Raw genomic sequence first — 2,580 nt, 5'->3', positions numbered from 1 at the left:
CCAGGTCCTCGGCGGTGGGCGCGTCGTCCTGGGTCAGCCGGTGGCGCCAGTAGCCGGTGAAGTCGATGTCCTCCTTCGGCACCCCCTGCTCCTCAATCAGGAGCCGGCGGACCTCCCGGACCGCCCCCGCCTCCCCGGCCAGCCAGACGAAGGGCTCACCCCCCGGCAGCACGCCGTCCCGGAACGCCTCGGTCAGCACGGTGCCCGGGGCCGCGCCGTCGCGGTACAGCCACTCCACCTCCAACTCGGCGCGGCTCTCCAGCTCCTGGCGCTCCGCCCGGTCGGCGACCTCGATCCACACGTACGCCCGCACCCCCTCGGGCAGCACCCCGAGCAGCGTCGCGAGCGCCGGCAGCGCGGTCTCGTCGCCGGCCAGCAGCACCCAGTCGGCGGCCGTGGCGGCCTCGGCGAACGGGACCGCCGGGGCGTACAGCGCGGAGGGGCCGACCATCCCGAGCCGGTCCCCCGGCACGGCCCGCTCCGCCCAGGCGGCGGCCGGACCGGAGTCCCCGTGCAGCACGAAGTCGATCTCGACCAGCCGGGTGCCGGGCCGCCGGCCGCGCAGGGTGAAGCTGCGCAGCAGCGGGCGCTCGGCCTCCGGGATCGCCAGGTAGGCCTGGTACCAGCCCATCGGGTCGTCCTGCCGGGCGGGCAGCACCGGCTCGCGCTGCCCGGGGCGCGGGAAGCAGAGCTTGAGCTGCTGGTCCGGGACGCCGCCGACGGCGTCGGGGAGTTCCTCGGCGGCGAAGGTGATCCGGGCGGTGCGCGGCGTGATCCGGCGGACCTCGACGACCTCGACGAAGGTGACGGGCAATGTCATCGCGAAACCCCTTCGGTTGGTAACCTTACGGCATAAAGAGTTGCCGTCGAAGCGATACTTTACGCCATAAGGAGATGTCGGATGACCGTCTACGCCGGGCAGGGCGACGCCCACCGCGCGCTCGCCCTGCTCTGGGGCGCGCCCGAGGAGCCGCGCGCCGGGCGCAGCGGCCCCAAGCCGGGCCTGAGTGTCGACGCGATCGTGTCCGCCGGAATCGCGGTGGCCGACGCCGAGGGCATGGCCGCGCTGTCGATGCGCGCCGTGGGCGAACGGCTCGGCCGAACCGCGATGGCGCTCTACACCTACGTGCCCGGCAAGGCCGAACTGCTCGACCTGATGCACGACCGGGCGCTCGCCGAACTCGCCACCGGACTCCCCGCCGAATTCCCCGGCGGACCCCCTCCGGCCGACGGCTGGCGGGAAGCCGTCACCGCCTGGGCCGAGGCCCTGTACGCCTGCTACCTGCGCCACCCCTGGGTGCTCCAGGTCTCGCAGGCCCGCCCGGTGCTCGGCCCCGCCGAACTCGCCGCGATGGAGGCGCTGTTGCGCGCACTGCGGCCGGCCGGCCTGGCGCCGGCGCGGCTGCGCGGGGCGGTCGCCGCGCTCTGGCAGTTCGTCCGCGGCCTGGCCGCCACCACCGCCGACGCACGCGGCGCGGCCGCCGCCACCGGGATCGCCGACGAGGACTGGTGGGCCACCCGATCCGCCCGACTCGCCGAGCTGGCACCGGACTTCGCGGAACGCTTCCCCCTGCTCGTCGCCCTGCAGAGCACCGGCGGCGGCGCCCCCGAGGACGGCCACCGGGAGGCCTTCCGCACCGGGCTCGCCGTGCTGCTCGACGGCATCGCGGCGGAGGCGCCCCCGGGCGATCCGGGCGTGCGCTAGCCGTGCCGGGCGCGTTCCAGGCCGTGCCGGACGTGTTCTAGCCGTGCCGGGCGCGTTCTAGCCGTGCCGGGCGGCGGGGAGCGCCAGCAGGACGCCGAGCACCACCAGGGTGCTGTACCCGGCGATCTCGTGGCCGGCCGGCACCAGGACCCGGACGAAGCCGAACAGCCGGAAGCCGTCGATCCAGGTGGACAGCAGGCCGGAGGCGCCGCCGACGATCAACACGGAGCCGACGTAGCCGAGCAGGGTCTTCATGCTCCCGAGCCTAGGAATCCGGCCCTCCGCCGGACATCCGACTTTCGGTGCGGGCCGGTGCCACCAAAGTCGTCCCTTCCGCACGGCTCCGGGACGGCTCGGCCCGGCTCCTCACGGCGCTCCTCACGGCTCCTCACGGCTCCGGACGGCTCCGGACGGCTCCTCATCGCCCGGCGCGACTCCGGACGGCTCAGCCCGGCTCCGGACGGAGCAGCAGGCCCGGCGGCCCGGCGGCGGCGCGGGTACGTTCGCCGTGTGTTCCCCACCCGCACACCCCTGAAGTCGTCCTCCGCCGCCGTGACCGCGGCCGGAGCCGCCGCCTGCGCCGTCCTGGTCCTCGCCGTCGCCGCCCCCGCCTCCCTCGCCCAGGACTCCGTCCCCGCCGTCGGCGGGGAGCGGCTCGGCCGCCCGGCCGTCCAGGTCGCGCCGCTGGCCGGGGCGCCCGCGCTGCCGTCCGACCTGACCGGCCGCTCCTGGCTGGTCGCCGACGCGGCCACCGGCGAGGTGCTCGCCGCCCGCGACGCCCACCTGCAACTGCCCCCGGCCAGCACCCTCAAGATGCTGTTCGCGGACACCGTGCTGCCCAAGGTCGACCGGGCCACCGAACACAAGGTCACCAC

Annotated in this window: 3 protein-coding genes and 1 pseudogene; 2 read left to right on the top strand and 2 right to left on the bottom strand. The window is 75.7% G+C overall.

Going from position 1 to position 2,580, the window contains the following annotated elements:
* Positions 1–820: siderophore-interacting protein (locus ACFU6K_RS36340; protein WP_380670516.1), on the bottom strand; the 820-nt coding region annotated here is incomplete at its 3' end.
* A gap of 81 nt (positions 821–901) precedes the next feature.
* Here ACFU6K_RS36340 and ACFU6K_RS36335 point away from each other — a divergent pair.
* Positions 902–1,705, top strand: coding sequence for a TetR/AcrR family transcriptional regulator (locus ACFU6K_RS36335; protein WP_380670514.1), 804 nt, complete (start codon positions 902–904; stop codon positions 1,703–1,705).
* Positions 1,706–1,762: 57 nt separating this feature from the next.
* On the opposite strand, the gene ACFU6K_RS36330 is transcribed toward ACFU6K_RS36335, so the two are convergent.
* Positions 1,763–1,960, bottom strand: coding sequence for a hypothetical protein (locus tag ACFU6K_RS36330; RefSeq protein WP_380670512.1), 198 nt, complete (start codon positions 1,958–1,960; stop codon positions 1,763–1,765).
* A gap of 255 nt (positions 1,961–2,215) precedes the next feature.
* On the opposite strand from ACFU6K_RS36330, the pseudogene ACFU6K_RS36325 reads away from it, so the two are divergent.
* Positions 2,216–2,580, top strand: a pseudogene (locus ACFU6K_RS36325) (D-alanyl-D-alanine carboxypeptidase); the annotation flags it as partial.

Origin of the sequence: Kitasatospora sp. NPDC057512 (genome assembly GCF_042802135.1) — a bacterium.
Taxonomy (GTDB): domain Bacteria; phylum Actinomycetota; class Actinomycetes; order Streptomycetales; family Streptomycetaceae; genus Kitasatospora.
Note: the sequence above shows the minus strand (reverse complement) of the source record. Positions and strands in the feature narration are given on the sequence as shown.